The sequence below is a fragment of the Streptomyces sp. NPDC031121 genome (assembly GCF_055570615.1).
This window is the reverse complement of the sequence record NZ_JBVIGV010000001.1, coordinates 646,981-661,491: the sequence shown is the minus strand read 5'-3', so window position 1 is coordinate 661,491 and position 14,511 is coordinate 646,981. Positions and strand designations below refer to the sequence as shown.

At 73.6% G+C, this 14,511-nt stretch carries 12 protein-coding genes; 6 read left to right on the top strand and 6 right to left on the bottom strand.

Annotated features, from left to right (window positions below; genetic code table 11):
* Nucleotides 1-385: 385 nt before the first annotated feature.
* From ACZ462_RS03025 to ACZ462_RS03010, 4 genes are all read right to left on the bottom strand, one after another.
* A complete protein-coding gene (locus ACZ462_RS03025; protein WP_467802692.1) occupies nucleotides 386-889 on the bottom strand; it encodes an ATP-binding protein in 504 nt (167 codons plus the stop codon).
* 248 nt (nucleotides 890-1,137) lie between these two features.
* Nucleotides 1,138-1,905 carry an enoyl-CoA hydratase/isomerase family protein gene (locus ACZ462_RS03020; RefSeq protein ID WP_467802691.1) on the bottom strand — a complete coding sequence of 256 codons (768 nt, stop codon included), beginning with the start codon at nucleotides 1,903-1,905 and terminating at the stop codon, nucleotides 1,138-1,140.
* A gap of 87 nt (nucleotides 1,906-1,992) precedes the next feature.
* Entirely contained in the window at nucleotides 1,993-3,216 is a 1,224-nt protein-coding gene (locus ACZ462_RS03015) for a L,D-transpeptidase (RefSeq protein WP_467802885.1), read from the bottom strand.
* A gap of 219 nt (nucleotides 3,217-3,435) precedes the next feature.
* Nucleotides 3,436-4,656, bottom strand: a complete 1,221-nt coding sequence (locus ACZ462_RS03010) for a L,D-transpeptidase (RefSeq protein ID WP_467802884.1) — start codon at nucleotides 4,654-4,656, stop codon at nucleotides 3,436-3,438.
* Between the two features lie 180 nt (nucleotides 4,657-4,836).
* On the opposite strand from ACZ462_RS03010, the gene glgX reads away from it, so the two are divergent.
* Nucleotides 4,837-7,107, top strand: coding sequence for a glycogen debranching protein GlgX (glgX, locus tag ACZ462_RS03005; protein WP_467802689.1), 2,271 nt, complete (start codon nucleotides 4,837-4,839; stop codon nucleotides 7,105-7,107).
* A 66-nt stretch (nucleotides 7,108-7,173) separates the two neighbouring features.
* On the opposite strand, the gene ACZ462_RS03000 is transcribed toward glgX, so the two are convergent.
* Nucleotides 7,174-7,668 carry a MarR family winged helix-turn-helix transcriptional regulator gene (locus tag ACZ462_RS03000; protein WP_467802688.1) on the bottom strand — a complete coding sequence of 165 codons (495 nt, stop codon included), beginning with the start codon at nucleotides 7,666-7,668 and terminating at the stop codon, nucleotides 7,174-7,176.
* Between the two features lie 70 nt (nucleotides 7,669-7,738).
* On the opposite strand from ACZ462_RS03000, the gene ACZ462_RS02995 reads away from it, so the two are divergent.
* Both ACZ462_RS02995 and ACZ462_RS02990 read left to right on the top strand, forming a co-directional pair.
* On the top strand, nucleotides 7,739-8,941 hold the full coding sequence (locus ACZ462_RS02995; protein WP_467802687.1) for an MFS transporter: 1,203 nt from the start codon (nucleotides 7,739-7,741) through the stop codon (nucleotides 8,939-8,941).
* Between the two features lie 64 nt (nucleotides 8,942-9,005).
* Nucleotides 9,006-9,728, top strand: a complete 723-nt coding sequence (locus ACZ462_RS02990) for a CDP-alcohol phosphatidyltransferase family protein (protein ID WP_467802686.1) — start codon at nucleotides 9,006-9,008, stop codon at nucleotides 9,726-9,728.
* Here the strand turns inward: ACZ462_RS02990 and ACZ462_RS02985 are convergent.
* Nucleotides 9,709-10,191 carry an FAD synthase family protein gene (locus ACZ462_RS02985; protein WP_467802684.1) on the bottom strand — a complete coding sequence of 161 codons (483 nt, stop codon included), beginning with the start codon at nucleotides 10,189-10,191 and terminating at the stop codon, nucleotides 9,709-9,711. The genes ACZ462_RS02990 and ACZ462_RS02985 overlap by 20 nt on opposite strands.
* A gap of 172 nt (nucleotides 10,192-10,363) precedes the next feature.
* Between ACZ462_RS02985 and ACZ462_RS02980 the strand changes: the two genes are divergently transcribed.
* The 3 genes from ACZ462_RS02980 to ACZ462_RS02970 are packed head-to-tail and all read left to right on the top strand — an operon-like array spanning nucleotide 10,364 to nucleotide 14,501.
* Complete coding sequence (locus ACZ462_RS02980) at nucleotides 10,364-11,569, top strand: glycosyltransferase (protein ID WP_467802883.1); 1,206 nt, start codon at nucleotides 10,364-10,366, stop codon at nucleotides 11,567-11,569.
* Nucleotides 11,566-13,311 carry a lipopolysaccharide biosynthesis protein gene (locus ACZ462_RS02975; RefSeq protein ID WP_467802683.1) on the top strand — a complete coding sequence of 582 codons (1,746 nt, stop codon included), beginning with the start codon at nucleotides 11,566-11,568 and terminating at the stop codon, nucleotides 13,309-13,311. Before ACZ462_RS02980 ends, ACZ462_RS02975 begins: the two co-directional genes overlap by 4 nt.
* The gene (locus ACZ462_RS02970) at nucleotides 13,308-14,501 is read left to right on the top strand and encodes an MATE family efflux transporter (RefSeq protein WP_467802682.1); all 1,194 of its coding nucleotides are present in this window, start codon (nucleotides 13,308-13,310) and stop codon (nucleotides 14,499-14,501) included. Before ACZ462_RS02975 ends, ACZ462_RS02970 begins: the two co-directional genes overlap by 4 nt.
* Nucleotides 14,502-14,511 lie beyond the last annotated feature (10 nt).

Below are 14,511 nucleotides of genomic sequence, written 5' to 3'. Positions count from 1 at the left end.
GCCCATTTAAGGGGTCATGAGGGTGAGAAGTAACGATTGACCCAATTCGGGACGTCGGCCGGAGAGGGTCCAGAGGGGCGAACATCCGCCCCCTGATCAAGGATTCACACGAACGGGTGGATACCTATTCATGGAATGTGAGGTACGTGGCCCACCTCACCTAAGATTTAGCGGGAAAGTCTTAGGATATGCACATTTATGTCCGAGTTGGGATTTTTGGCATTCGGTCCCCCGTCTGCCATAGTCGGAATCACGGCTTCCCCATTGACCCGAGCGAAGTCGCACCACGCCGAGGATCACACCCCCTTCGATCCTCGGCGCACCCATGAGGCCCCCACGACGCCCCACCGCGGCGCACGGGGGCTTCAGGCGTTCCGGGGCCCGCTCAGCGGTCCGCCACCCGCATCTCGAACCAGGTGATCTTGCCGCGGGGCAGCAGGTCCGCACCCCACCGGTCGGACAGCTTGTCGACGAGGAGGAGCCCCCGCCCCGTGGTGTCCAGCTCGTGCACCGGCATCAGGCAGGGCAGCCCGCGCGAGGGGTCGCGCACCTCCACCCGGATCCAGCCGCGCCGCCGCACCATCCGTAAGCCGAACGAGCGGGCGCCGGTGTGGCGCACCGCGTTGCCGACGAGCTCGGACACCAGCAGCACGGTGTGCTCGGCGACCTGCGGCGAGAAGCCCCAGAAGCGGATCACCACGTACTGGGCGAGCCGGCGGGCGGTGCCGGCCGAGACCGGCATGGACGGCAGGGTCACCTCCGCCTCGGCCGGATTCCCGTACTCCTCCACCGCGCCGAGGCCCTGCTCGTCCTCCAGTGCCGCCGTCGGCCGCACGGCCGCGGCGCCGCCCTGCGGTCGCGGCTGCTCCACACCCTCCAGGCCCGCCATGCACCCATCATGGACGGCCTGCGGGCCCGCCCGGGCCGTTCCGCGGGAAAACACCCCCCGCAGCGGGATGCCGCGGAGGGGTGCCCCGTCCTATGCGCCGGGCAGCCGGAAGCCGTCCCGGCGGCGCTGAACTGCGGTGACGCACCGCATGCCGATGACCACCCGGGGTCGACCGCCTGTCCTGCTTAAGCCGGGCTTAAGGCCGGGCTAATCCACCCCGAGGGAGGACGGGTCGAATTCCCGCCGCATCAGAGGAACTTCGCCTTGCCCGGGCCCTCCTCGACGAAGCTGCGCATGCCGCGCTCGCGGTCCTCGGTGGCGAACAGGCCCGCGAACCAGTTGCGTTCGATGGTCAGGCCCGTGTCGATGTCCGCCTCCAGGCCCGCGTCCACGCACTCCTTCGCCGCGCGCAGCGCGATGGCCGGGCCCTGGGCGAGCTTGGCCGCCCAGGCGTGCGCCTGCTCGTACACCTCCGCCGCGGGCACGACGCGGTCGACGAGGCCGAGGGCGAGCGCCTCGTCCGCCTTGACCATCCGGCCCGTGAAGATCAGGTCCTTGGCCTTGGACGGGCCGACCAGGCGGGAGAGGCGCTGCGTGCCGCCCGCGCCGGGGATGAGGCCGAGCAGGATCTCGGGCTGGCCGAGCTTGGCGTTGTCGGCGGCGATGCGGTAGTCCGCGCAGAGCGCCAACTCGCAGCCGCCGCCCAGCGCGTAGCCGGTGACGGCCGCCACGACCGGCTTGGGGATCCGCGCCACGGCGGTGAAGGCGTCCTGGAGCGCGCGGGACCGGGCGACCATCGCCGCGTGGTCCATCGTCTGCATCTCCTTGATGTCCGCGCCGGCCGCGAACACCTTCTCGCCGCCGTAGAGGATGACGGCCCGGACGTCGGACCGGTCGGCGGCCTCGGCCGCCAGCTCGCGCAGCCGGTCCTGGGTGGCGATGTCCAGGGCGTTCATGGGCGGCCGGTCCAGGCGGAGGGTGCCGACGCCTTCGGAGACTTCGAGAGAGAGGGTCATACGGGGAAGGTTAGCGCCGGTTAACACCGAACGGCCCGGTGCCGTGGGTCACAGCACCGGGCCGCCGTCAGCGGGCTGCGGGGGGAGCTACTTGATCCACTCCGCCCAGTCCATGTTCCAGCCGTTGAGGCCGTTGTCGGGGGCGATCTGCTTGTCCTTGGAGTTCTTCACGATGACCACGTCGCCGATGAGCGACTCGTTGAAGAACCACGCGGCGGGCTGGTTGCCGTCGTAGGCGCCGCGGACGTCCTTCAGGCCGATGCAGCCGTGGCTGACGTTCTGCGAGCCGAAGGTGCTCGCCGAGGCCCAGTAGTTGCCGTGGACGAAGGTGCCCGAGGTCGACAGCCGCATCGCGTGCGGGACGTCGGAGATGTCGTACTCGCCGCCGAACCCGACGGTCGCGCCGTTCATCCGGGTCACCTTGTACTTCTCGCTGATGACCATCTGGCCGTTGTACGTGGTGGTCGACGGGGCGCCCGCGGTGATGGGCAGGTTCTTGATGACCTGGCCGTCGCGGACGACCTGCATCGTGTGCTCGCTCGCGTCGACCGTGGAGACCTGCGAGCGGCCGATGGTGAAGCTGACCGTGCGGGTCTGCTTGCCGTAGACGCCCGGCCGGCCCTCGACGCCGTCCAGCGCGATCTTCACGGTGACCTTGGTGCCGGCGGCCCAGTACTTCTCCGGGCGGAAGTCCAGGCGGTCGTTGCCGAACCAGTGGCCCTCGATCGGGACGGACGGCTCGGCCGTCACCGTGATGGCCTTCTCGACGGCCTCTGTGTTCGTGATGCCGCGGGTGAAGTTGAACGACACCGGCATGCCGACGCCGACGGTCTGGCCGTCCTCCGGCGTGTAGTGGCCGACGAAGGTGTTCTTCGGGGTGAGGGTGGTGAAGCTGGTGTCCTTCGCGGACTCGCGGCCCGCCTCGTCCTTGGCGACCGCGTGCACCTTGTACTCGGTGGCCGACGCCAGGTGGCGCGCCGGCTCCCAGCTGGCGCCGTCCGCCGCGATCTTGCCCTCGACCTGGTTGCCCTTGGTGTCGGCGACCGTCACCGTGGTGAGCTTGCCGCCGGTGGTGGTTATCTTCAGGACGCCGCTGGTGGCCACTTCCTTGGACCCGTCGTCGGGCTTGACGGTCACGACGGCCTTGGAGGCCTCCGTCCCCGTCTTCGCCGCGCCCCCCGCGCCCCCGCTGCCGGTGCCTGCGCCGTCGGCGTCGCCGCCGTTGCTGCACGCGCTCGTGAACAGCAGCGCCGCTCCCAGCAGGAGGGCCGGCAGACCGGTGCGGCGGGCACGGCCGCGAATCGGCTGCAGCTTCACTTTTCTCTTCTCCCCATGTCCCCCGCGCGCGGACGCTCGCACGCTTGCCCACAGGAAAGCACACGGAGATATCACGAAGAGAAACGGTCATGTCACCGTTCCGTCCCAAGACCCGCCGCCGACACCGGATCAGGAGTGCGGCCCGTCGGCCTCCTTCTTGTCCTTCCGCTTCCCGCGCGCCGGCGGGGCCGCGGCGGCGCGGGCGGCCGGCGGTCAGGACAGGGCGGAGCCTGCGGCCCACTCCGTCCAAGGCATGTTCCAGCCGCCCAGCCCGTTGTCCGGGGCGACCGTCTTGTCCTGCGAGTTCACGACCTCCACCACGTCCCCGACGAGGGTCCGGTCGAAGAACCAGCCGGCGGGGGTGTCCGAGCCGCCGCCCTTGTCGTCGCGCAGGCCCACGCAGCCGTGGCTGGTGTTGGCGGATCCGAAGGTGTCGGGGCTGACCCAGTAGTTGCCGTGCAGGAAGGTGCCGGAGGTGGTGAGGCGCATCGCGTGCGGGACGTCGGGGATGTCGTACTCGCCGCCGAAGCCGACGGTCTGCCCGTTCATCCGGGTGACGTCGTACATCTCCATCACCACCATTCTCCCGTTGTAGGTCGGGTTCTCCGGTGACCCGGCGCTGATGGGGACCGTGGACAGCAGCCGCCCGTCGCGGCGGACCGCCATCGTGTGCGCGGCCGCGTCCACCGTGGAGACCTGGGCCCGGCCGACGGTGAAGCGGACCGTCTTGTCCTGGATGCCGTACGAGCCGGGGGCGCCCTGGACGTCTCGCAGCCTGATGCGGACCGTGACCTCGGTGCCCGGCTTCCAGTAGTCCCGGGGCCGGAAGTCGAGGCGGGCGCCGCCGAACCAGTGGCCGACGACCTCGACGGGGGGATCGGCGGTGACGGCGATGGCCCGCTCGACGTCGGCCCGGTTCTCGATGGACCGGCTGAACCGGAAGGACACGATCATGCCGACGCCGACGGTGGAGCGGTTCTCCGGCTTGAAGTAGCCGATGAAGCGCTCCTCGGGCACATAGGTGGTGAAGGTGGTGTGGCGGGCCTGGCGGCGGTTGTGGCCGTCGACGGCGACGGCGTCCACGGTGTACTTGGCGGCGAGCGCGAGCCGGCCGGCCGCCGGGTCGGGGCTCCAGCTGAGCCCGTCGGGGGCGATCGTTCCCGGGACCCGCTCCTCCTGGGCGTCCTCCACCTTCGTGACGACGACGCGTTCCAGGCGGCCCTCGGGGACGCGCACGCTCAGCGGCCCCTCGGCGGGGACGCCCTCGGCGTTGTCCTCGGGGGTGATGCGGATGGCCTCCGCCGGGGAGCGGGGTTTGCCGGGCAGCTGGATCTCGACCGGGGAGCCGCCGTCGCCGGTGCACGCGGACAGCCCGCCCAGCAGGCACGCCCAGGCCGCTGCGGCGGCCAGGACCGCCCCTGCCCGCCTCGTCAGAAGTGTCACGACCCCTCCAACGACCGGGTCCCGCCGGGGAAACGTCGCCGCGGCCCACGTTCCGGGGGGAACTGTCCGGGCAGAACAGTGGGAAGGACCAGACGGGGGCGGGACCGGGCCGGGACGCCCGGACCGCACAGCCCTGCCCCCGCCGGTACCGAGGAGCCGTGGAGGCGGGCAGTGTCGAGCGCAGCCGAGCAAGATGCGGTGGATGCCGCGGTGGACGCAGTGCAGGCGCCGGGGATCCCCCTGGCCGCGAAGGCCGTACGGGAGGCGGGGCGCGCCCCGGCGGCGGAGCCGGCCGGTCCGCCGGTGTGGCCCGGGTCGTGGCACCCGCTGGGGGCCCGGTTCCGGACCGGGCCGGACGGGACGGCGGGCACCAACTTCGCGCTGTGGGCGCAGGGCGCCGAGGCCGTGGAGGTCTGCCTCTTCGACGCCGACGGCTCCGAGACGCGGTGCGCGCTGACGGAGCTCACGCACGAGACCTGGCACGGGTTCCTGCCCGGCGTGCGGCCCGGCCAGCGGTACGGCTACCGGGTGCACGGCCGGTGGGACCCGTGGACGGGGGCCCGCTTCAACCCGGCGAAGCTGCTCCTGGACCCGTACGCGCGGGCCGTGGACGGGGATTTCACGCTGCCGCCGGAGGTGTACGGGCACGTCCGGGACTGGCCGCAGCAGTACATCGCCGACACGGTGCGCGACGACCGGGACTCGGCGCCGTTCGTGCCCAAGGGGGTCGTCGTCCACGATGACGACGACTGGTCGGACGACGTCCGGCCGAAGACGCCGTGGGCCGACTCGGTGATCTACGAGCTGCACGTGCGCGGGTTCACGATGCGCCATCCGGGTGTTCCCGAGCACCTGCGCGGGACGTACGCGGGCCTCGCCCACCCGGCGGCGGTCGAGCACCTGTTGCGCCTCGGGGTGACGGCGGTCGAGCTGCTGCCGGTGCACCAGTTCGCGCACGAGGACCACCTGCTGCGCCGGGGCCTGCGCAACCACTGGGGCTACAACTCGGTCGGGTACTTCGCCCCGCACGCCGGGTACTCGTCCAGCGGCACGGCCGGGCAGCAGGTCGGCGAGTTCAAGCGGATGGTGCGGGCCCTGCACGCGGCCGGCATCGAGGTCATCCTGGACGTGGTCTACAACCACACGGCGGAGGCGGGCGAGCTGGGGCCGACGCTGTCGCTGCGCGGCATCGACAACCGCGGCTACTACCGGCTCCAGCACGACCAGCGGCGCTACGCCGACTACACGGGCTGCGGGAACACCCTGCACGCGGGCCGGCCGCACGTGCTGCGGCTGATCACCGACTCGCTGCGGTACTGGGTGACCGAGATGGGGGTGGACGGCTTCCGCTTCGACCTCGCGGCGGCGCTGGCCCGGTCCATGCACGACGTCGACATGCTCTCGCCGTTCCTCGCGGTCATCGCGCAGGACCCGGTGCTGCGCCGGGTGAAGCTGATCGCGGAGCCGTGGGACGTGGGCTCGGGCGGCTACCAGGTGGGGGCGTTCCCGCCGCTGTGGACCGAGTGGAACGACCGCTACCGGGATGCGGTCCGGGACTTCTGGCGGGGCGCCCTGCCCGACGTACGGGACCTCGGCTACCGGCTGTCGGGGTCGAGCGACCTGTACGCGTGGGGCGGGCGGAGGCCGTACGCCTCGGTGAACTTCGTGACCGCCCACGACGGCTTCACCCTGCGGGACCTGGTGAGCTACGAGCGCAAGCACAACGAGGCGAACGGGGAGGAGAACCGGGACGGGACGAACGACAACCGGTCGTGGAACTGCGGTGCGGAGGGCGAGAGCGCCGATCCGGGGATCGGCGCGCTGCGGCGGCGGCAGCTGCGCAACCTGCTGACCACGCTGCTGCTGTCGACGGGGGTGCCGATGCTCGTCGCGGGCGACGAGTTCGGCCGGACGCAGGGCGGCAACAACAACGCGTACTGCCAGGACAACGAGATCGGCTGGGTGGACTGGTCGCTGCTGGAGGATCCGGCGTGGCGGGAGCTGTGCTCGCTGACGGCGCGGCTGGTGGCGCTGCGCCAGGAGCACCCGGTGCTGCGCCGGCGGGCGTTCTTCTCCGGCCGGCCGCAGGCCGCCGACGGCCTGCGGGACCTGGCCTGGTTCACGCCGGCCGGGGCGGAGATGACGGAGCAGGACTGGTACGCGCCTGCCGCGGCGCTCGGGATGTACCTGTCGGGGCGGGACATCCCGGGCCGGGACGGGCGGGGGCGGCAGGTCGCGGACGACAGCTTCCTGGCGCTGCTGCACGCCGGGGACGGGCCGCTGCCGTGGGTGCTGCCGGGGCCGCCGTGGGCGGCGGAGTACGAACTGCTGCTGGACACCTCGCGGGAGGACCAGGCCGCTGCGCCGGGCACGCGGCACCGGGGCGGGGAGGAGCTGACGGTCCCGGCGCGGTCGGTGCTGCTGCTGCGCGTGGCGGACTGACGGACCACGCCGGACCGGGCCGGACCGGGCACGGACCGGGCGGGCGGGGGCGGGGCGCGGCTCCGGCTATCTCTCCTCGACGTGCAGCAGCATCCGCTTGAGCAGTGCGGAGAGCGCGGCGCGTTCGCCGTCGTCGAGGGGCTCGACCATCTCCGCCTCGGCGATGCCGCGCCAGCGCATGGCGTCGATCCAGCGCCGGTGGCCCTCGTCGGTGAGTTCGACGTCGACCCGGCGGCGGTCGCCCTCGGCGCGGACCCGGCGGACCAGCCCGGACCTCTCCAGGGTGTCGAGGCGGCCCGTCATCCCGGCCGGGGAGAGCAGCAGTTCGGCGGCGAGTTCGGCGGAGGGCGCCCGCCAGGGGGCGCCGCGGCCGGCGAGCCGGTGCATCGTCTCGAACTCGAACTCCTGCAGGCCGGTCTCGGCCAGGGCCCGCTCCTTGCCGTACTTCACGTGCTTGGCCAGCAGCTGGATCCGGGTGATGACCCCTTCGGTGGGCACGTCGAAGGGCACCTTGCCGCTCCAGCGGGCGATGTGGCGGTCGACGGAGTCCTCTGTGTCCATGGGGCGATTATCGCACCCGCCGCCATATATTTCGTTGACGAATGATTCGCTGGCGAAATAGCCTGTTGTCATGATCTCGCCGATCCAGCGGCTTCTCGCGGGGCGCACCTGTGCCACCTTCGCCACCGCCCTCATCCCCACCACCCTCACCCTCGCCGTCGTGCGCAGCGGTTCGGCCGCGGACCTCGGCATCGTGCTCGCCGCCGAGCTGGTGCCGATGCTGCTCCTGCTGCCCGTCGCCGGGGTGGCCGCCGACCGCTTCCCCGCCCGGCGCGTCGTGCTCGCCGCCGACCTGGTGCGCGCCGCCGCCCAGTGCGGCACCGGGCTCCTGCTGCTCGCCGGGCCGGTGCGGATCGGCTGGCTCGCCGCGCTCGCCGCCGCCACCGGCGTCGGCGTCGCCTTCGGCAGCCCGTCCGCCCGCACCCTCGTCGCCGCGGTCGTCCCCGCGCCGGACCGGCTGCGCACCAACGCCCGGCTCGGCGTCGCCGGCGGGATCGCGCAGATCGCCGGCCCCGCCACCGCCGGCGGCACCGTACTGGCCCTCGGCGCCGGCTGGTCCTCCCTCCTGACCGCCGCCCTGTTCGCCGGCTCCGCGTTCACCCTCGGCGGCCTGCGGCCCCTCCACGCCCCCGCCGCCCGGGTGCGGGCCGGGTTCGCGGCCGAGCTGCGGGGCGGCTGGGCCGAGGCGCGCCGGCACCCGTGGTTCCTGGCCAACGCCCTCGCCCACGGCGTCTGGCACCTCGCGGCCGGGCTCCTGCTGACCCTCGGGCCGCTGATCGCGGTCGAGAGCCTGGGCGGGGCCGGCTCCTGGGTCGTCATCGCCCAGGTGGGCACCGCCGGGCTGCTGGCCGGGGTGTGGGCGGCCGGCCGGCTGCCGATCCGGCGCCCCCTGTACGGGGTGGCCGTCGGGGCGGCGGCGCAGGCCCTTCCGCTGGCCGCGTTCGCCCTGCGGCTGCCGGTGGGCGTGACGGCGGCCGCGTACTTCGCCGCGATGTTCGGGCTGGGCGTCCTCAGCCCGCTGTGGGAGACCGAGCTCCAGCGCCGGATCCCGCTGGAGGCGCTGGGCCGGGTCGGCTCCTTCGACACCCTGATCTCCTTCGCCTCGCGGCCCCTCGGGCTCGCCGTCGCCGCCCCGCTGGCCGCCGCCGCGGGCACGGCGGCGCCGCTGCTGGCCGCCGCCGCCCTCAGCGCGGCGGCGAACCTGGGCGTGCTGCTGCTCCCGGACGTCCGCGCGGCCGATTCCGAGCGGGAAGCCGCTCCGGCCCTGCGATGATGTGGCCTTCGTACACACGTGCCCCGACCGTGCGCGTGTGCCGTCGCGGGAAACAGGGGTGCGCATGGCGAGTGTCGGAACGGCGCTGCGGGAGCTGCGCGGTGCGCAGAAGTCGGCGAAGGGGGTCTCGCTCTATTCGCGGTTCGTCAACCGGCCGGCGGGCCGCTACCTGGCCGCCGGGTCGTACGCCCTCGGACTGACCCCCAACCAGGTCACCCTCGTCAGCGCCGCCTTCAGCTTCGCCGCCGTGGCCGCCGTGGCGCTCGTCCCGCCGTCCTGGGCGCTCGGCGCCGCGGTGTGGGCCGCGCTGGCCGCCGGGTTCGCCTTCGACTCGGCCGACGGGCAGCTGGCCCGGCTGCGCGGCGGCGGCAGCGCGGCCGGCGAATGGCTCGACCACGTCGTGGACGCGGCCAAGCTGACCGCCCTGCACTCCTGCGTGCTCATCGCCTTCTTCCGCTTCCCCGAGGCCTACGGCACGGGCTCCGCGAGCTGGCTGCTGGTGCCGCTCGGCTTCCAGTTCGCGGCCGTCGTCACCTTCTTCGGCGGGCTGCTGACCGAGAAGCTGAAGCCGCGGCCGGCGCCGGGCAGCCCCGCCGCCGCGCCGTCGACGCTGCGCGCGGTGGCCCTGCTCCCCGTCGACTACGGCGTCTTCTGCCTGGTGTTCCTGCTGCTCGGCGGCGGGGAGCTGTTCCGCTGGGCGTACGCCGGACTGGGCGCGGTCGCCGCCCTGTTCCTGGCGGCGTTCCTCGCGAAGTGGTTCCGGGAGCTCAGCGCCGTTCGGCGGTGACGCCGTCCCCGGGCGGCCCGGCGAGCGCGTCCAGCGCCCGGCGCAGCTGGGTGCTGGAGGTGTGCACCGTGTAGGGGAAGTAGACGACGTCGACGCCGACGGCGGCGAAGTCGCGCTCCAGCCGGTCGCCCTTGGGGGTGCCCCGCCAGTCGTCGCCCTTGAAGAGGACGTCGAAGCGGACCTGCTTCCAGGTCTCCACCTTGTCCGGGACCGTCTCGACGAACGCGGCGTCCACGTACTTCACGCTGCGGACGATCTCCAGCCGCTCCACGAGCGGGATCATCGGGCGCCGGCCCTTGGCCAGCTCGGCCATCTCGTCCGAGACGACGCCCGCCACCAGGTAGTCGCAGCGGCTCCGGGCGTGCCGGAGGATGTTGAGGTGTCCGATGTGGAAGAGGTCGTACGCGCCCGGCGCATAGCCGACTCGATACGGTCTGCGCGCCCCGGCGCCACGTTCGGACATGTCCTGCTCCGTCATGAGTTACCCCCCAGCGACCACACCCCCCGGTGTGGTGGATTAGCAGACAATAGCGTGCACGTTCCGCGGCATGCCGGTGAACGAATAGGGTGACGAGCGCATCATCCTGGGGAGAAGGGGACGTCACGTGTCCACATCCGGCCACCGGCGCTTGCTGCTGGTTTCCACCAACTACGCTCCCGAGCACGCGGGGATCGGCCCGTACGCCACCCAGATCGCGGAGCACTGGGCGGAACTCGGCCACGAGACGCACGTCCTCGCCGGCATGCCGCACTATCCGTCATGGTCGCTGGAGCCGGAGTACAAGGGGGCGCTCCGGCGCACGGAGCGGCGCACGGGAGTCACCGTGCACCGGCGCGCGCACACCGTACCGTCCCGTCAGACCGCCGTGAGGCGCGCCCTGTTCGAAGGATCGATCCTCCTGCACGGTGCGGTGGCCCCGCCCCGCATGGGCCGCCCCGACGCCGTGATGGCGCAGATGCCGAGCCTCGCCGGAGGCATCCTCGCGTCCCGCCTCGCGGCGAAGTGGAAGGTCCCGTTCATCCCGGTCGTGCAGGACCTGATGGGCGCCGCGGCCGCGCAGAGCGGCATCAGCGGCGGCGACAAGGCCGCCGTCCTCGCCGGACGCGCCGAGGCGTACGCCCTGAAGCGAGCGGCCCTCGTAGGCGTCATCCACGAGACCTTCACCGAACGCGTCACCGGCATGGGCGTCGACCCCGGCCGGATCCGCCTGGTGCCCAACTGGTCCCACGTGCCGCAGCCCAAGCGGCCGCGCGGCGAGACCCGGCGCCACCTCGGCTGGGCGCCCGGCCAGACCGTGGTGCTGCACTCCGGGAACATGGGCCTCAAGCAGGGCCTGGAGGTGCTCGTCGGCGCCGCCCGCCTCGACCCCGCCGTCCGCTTCGTCCTCATGGGCGACGGCAGCCGGCGGGCCGCGCTGGAGGCGCTCTCCGCCGACGTGCCGAACCTGGACATCATCCCCCCTGCCGCCGACGCGGAGTTCCCGGATATCCTCGCCGCGGCGGACGTGCTCGCCGTGACGCAGCACGCGGCCGTGCTCGACATGAGCGTGCCGTCGAAGCTGACCTCCTACTTCCAGGCGGGCCGGCCCGTCGTCGCCTCCGTCGCGGCGGAGGGCGGCACCGCGCAGGAAGTGGAGCGTTCGGGCGCGGGGGTGCTCGTACCGCCGGAGGACCCCGAAGCGCTGCTGAAGGCCGTACGGGGCCTGGCCGACGACCCCGCGGGCGCGGACGCACTGGGCGCGGCGGGGCCCCGCCACGTCGCGGCCCACCTGAGCCGCGAGGCGGGCCTGGCCCGCATCGACGCACTGATAGACGAAGCACTTGGGGGTCCGCAGCCGTGATCGAGACGAACCGCCCCGCAGCGGTCCCGACCGAGGACGAACCCGACCTCCTCCGGGACCAGTTCCGCCAGCTCCTGCGCTACCGGCGGCTGATCGGCGCAGGCATCGGGGTCGGGCTGCTGGGCGGCGTCTACCTCGGCATCTCCACGGCCGACACCTACGTGGCGACCACCGACGTGGTGCTGCGCGCGCCCACCGACGACCCGTTCAACCCGAGCCTCGCCCCCGACAAGGCGATCAACATCGGCTCCGAGCGGCAGGTCGCCCTCTCCAGCTCCATAGCCAACGAGGCCGCGAAGAAGCTCGGCGTCACCGCCAAGGACTTCGCCGCCTTCCGCGCGGGCCTCCAGGTCACCAACCCGCCCCAGACGATGGTGCTGCGCTTCACCTACACCGCGTCCTCCCCCAAGGAGGCCGCGAAGCGCGCCAACGCGATGACCGACGCCTACCTGCTCAAGCGGCAGGAGGCCCTCGACGTCACCCGCGACAAGATGGTCAAGGGCTACCAGGACCAGCGCGACCCGGTCGCCAAGCAGCTCGACGAGCTGGTCCGGCAGATCAACGGGATGCCGGCGGGCCCGGCGCGCGACGCCGCGTACTCCTCCAAAACCGACCTGCAGAGCAAGGTCAACACCCTCAACAGCAACATCGCCAAGCTCCAGGCGCTGGACATGGCGCCCGGCCGCGTCACCAGCGCCGCCACCCCGCCGAGCGACGACGACGGCCCCGGCATCGTGATGTCCCTCGCCCTCGGCGCCGCCGTCGGCCTCGCCCTCGGCCTGCTCGCCGCATGGGTGCGGCTCGTCTTCGACCCCGCGCCGCGCTCCGAGGGCGACGTCGCCCGCGCCCTGCGCGCCCCCGTCCTCGGCTCGCTGCCCAGGGACAAGAGCGCCGGCGGGCCGCTCCTCGCCGCCGGCGAGGAGGACCCCCGGCTCGCCGAGGCGTTCCGCTCCGTCGCGTTCCGCCTCGCCTACGACTCCCGGTTCGCCGACCGGCGCCGGCTCCTCGTCGTCGCCCCGCGCGGCAGCAGCGAGGTCGCCGCCGCGGTCGCCGTGAACCTGGCCGCCTCCTTCGCGGAGACCGGCAAGGACGTCCTGCTCATCGAGGCCGACCTGCGCACCCCGGTCCTCGCCAGCCAGCTCCCCACCGACGCCGGCGGCCGGCCCCGCTGGAGCCAGATGCCGGGCGGGCCCGGCACGGGCGCCCCCGGCGCGCACGGCGACTCCGAGTGGCCCGACGGCCGCCAGCTCGTCGTCGACGCCGGCGAGTCCGGCGCGTTCGACCTCATCCCCGGCGACCGGGTCCGCAACGTGGCCCGCGCCCTGACCTCGCCGCGCGCCACCCGGCTCATCTCCGAGGCCGACTCCCCCAACTCCACCGTCGTGGTGCTCGCCCCGCCCGTCCTGTCGTACGCCGACGCGCTGGCGCTCGTCGACCGCGTCGACGGCGTGCTGGTGGTCTGCGACCCGCGCGCCGTGCACCGCACCGACCTGGTCCGCATCCGCGAGCTCATCACCGGCGCCGGCGGCACCGTCCTCGGCGCGGTCGTGCACGCCCCGCTGCCCGTCGAGAAGCGCGGCCGCGGCAAGTCCAAGGGCGGCGCCCCCGAGGCGGCGCCGCCGGCGCCGGCCCCCCGGCCCCAGCAGCCCGCCGGGCCCCGCCCGGGCGGCCCGGAGCAGCACATCCCGGGCGACGGCACGGACACCGTGGCGCTGCGCACCGTGCGCATGGGCAACAGGTGAGCCGGCGGAGCCTCGCCGCCGTCTCCTCCGTCCTCGACCAGGCCGCGTCCAGCGCCACCAACATCCTCGTGGTGGTGCTGGCCGCCCGGCTGTCCACCGCGGCCGGCTTCGCCGACTTCTCGATGGTGTACGTAGCGTTCAGCGTCCTGCTCGGGCTGAACGTGGCGTACGTCGGGCAGAGCACCGTCCTGGAGAAGGACGCGGAGCGGCTCCCCGCGGTGTGCCGCTCCGCCCTCGGCTTCACCGCGGCCGCCGCGGCCGCGGCCGGGGCGGTGCTCGCGGTCACCGGGGCGCTGCTGCCGGGGGACGCCGGGGCGGCCTTCCTCGCGCTGGGCCTCGTCCTGCCGGCGGTGCTGCTCCAGGACGGGCTGCGGTACTGCTTCTCCGCACTGCGCACACCCGAACGGGCCCTGGCCGCGGACACGCTGCGGCTGGTGTGCGCCGTCGCCGCACTCCTCGTCCAGCCCGCCGGGTCCGCGCCGGGGCGGCTGGTGCTGGCGTGGGGCCTGTCCGCCCTGCCGGCGCTCGTCCTCGGGCTGCTCCTGCTGCGGCCGTTCGTCCGCGGGGCGCGGGCCGACCTGCGCCCCTACCTGCGGCGCGGGCACCTCGGCCAGCGCTTCGCCGTGGAGTTCGCCGTCGGCAACGGCGCGAGCCAGCTCGCGGTGCTCGGGCTCGGCGTCTTCGCGACACCGCTGGCCGTCGGCGCGCTGCGCGGCGCCACCACCGTGTTCGGGCCGCTGAACGTGCTGTTCAACTCCGCGAACGCCTTCGGGCCGCCGGTCGTGGGGCGGGCCTCCGGCAAGCCGGGCGTCATCCGGCTCACGGCGGCGATGGGCGCGGCGCTGGCCGTGCTGGGCGCCGCCTGGGGAGCCGCGCTGTACGCGCTGCCGGACGCGGTGGGGCGGCGGCTGCTCGGCGACACCTGGCAGGCGGCGTCGGCGCTGCTGCCGGCCACGGGGACGCAGTACGCGGTGATGGGGCTCGGCACGTGCGCGCTGCTGACGCTGCGGGTGCTCAGCCCGAAGGCCACGCTGTCCCTCCAGGTCGTGTTCTCGCTGCTGTCCGTGGGCTTCCTGCTGGGCGGGTACGCGCTGTTCGGCGTGGCGGGCGCGGCGTGGGGGCTCGCGCTGGGCTCCGCGGCCAAGGCCGCGGCGGCCTGGCTCCGCGCCGTCCGCCTCCCCGTCCCCTGACCCCCGGGGC

Excerpts from the sequence above, each read along its gene's own strand:
- ACZ462_RS03025 (WP_467802692.1), bottom strand. The coding sequence starts at position 889 with ATGGCGGGCCTGGAGGGTGTGGAGCAGCCGCGACCGCAGGGCGGCGCC.
- ACZ462_RS03020 (WP_467802691.1), bottom strand. The coding sequence starts at position 1,905 with ATGACCCTCTCTCTCGAAGTCTCCGAAGGCGTCGGCACCCTCCGCCTG.
- ACZ462_RS03000 (WP_467802688.1), bottom strand. The coding sequence starts at position 7,668 with ATGGACACAGAGGACTCCGTCGACCGCCACATCGCCCGCTGGAGCGGC.
- ACZ462_RS02995 (WP_467802687.1), top strand. The coding sequence starts at position 7,739 with ATGATCTCGCCGATCCAGCGGCTTCTCGCGGGGCGCACCTGTGCCACC.
- ACZ462_RS02990 (WP_467802686.1), top strand. The coding sequence starts at position 9,006 with ATGGCGAGTGTCGGAACGGCGCTGCGGGAGCTGCGCGGTGCGCAGAAG.
- ACZ462_RS02985 (WP_467802684.1), bottom strand. The coding sequence starts at position 10,191 with ATGTCCGAACGTGGCGCCGGGGCGCGCAGACCGTATCGAGTCGGCTAT.